This window comes from Rhodosalinus halophilus, assembly GCF_003298775.1.
GTDB classification, from domain to species: Bacteria; Pseudomonadota; Alphaproteobacteria; order Rhodobacterales; family Rhodobacteraceae; genus Rhodosalinus; species Rhodosalinus halophilus.
Window position 1 is genome coordinate 1 of sequence record NZ_QNTQ01000062.1, and the last position, 298, is coordinate 298.

Sequence of the window (298 nt, forward strand, 5' to 3'; positions counted from 1 at the left end):
CGATCTGCTCACGGACGTCGTCCTGCCGGTCACCGTGGACGCGCTGGTGCCGTGGTCCGATCTCCGCCCGACCCGGCGCGACCTGATGGCGCTCAGCGGCATCGTGCTCGGGAACGCCGCCGACATGGCGGCCTGCTTTCCGGAGCTGTGGTCTACGGCGGCCGCCGCCCGGCAGGATCGGTCGAGGAGTGTGACAAACTGCTATTATAGGGATCTCTACAATAGCCAAATGTCACACTCCTCCGCGGAGGTGACCTATCGCCCGCAAGGCGCCGGCCATCGCGCCCGGACCGCCCGC

General features: G+C 68.1%; 1 protein-coding gene. It reads left to right on the forward strand.

Annotated elements, in window-relative coordinates:
* The coding region (locus tag DRV85_RS19625) for a hypothetical protein (protein WP_233495599.1) at positions 1-298 on the forward strand (298 nt) is incomplete at both ends.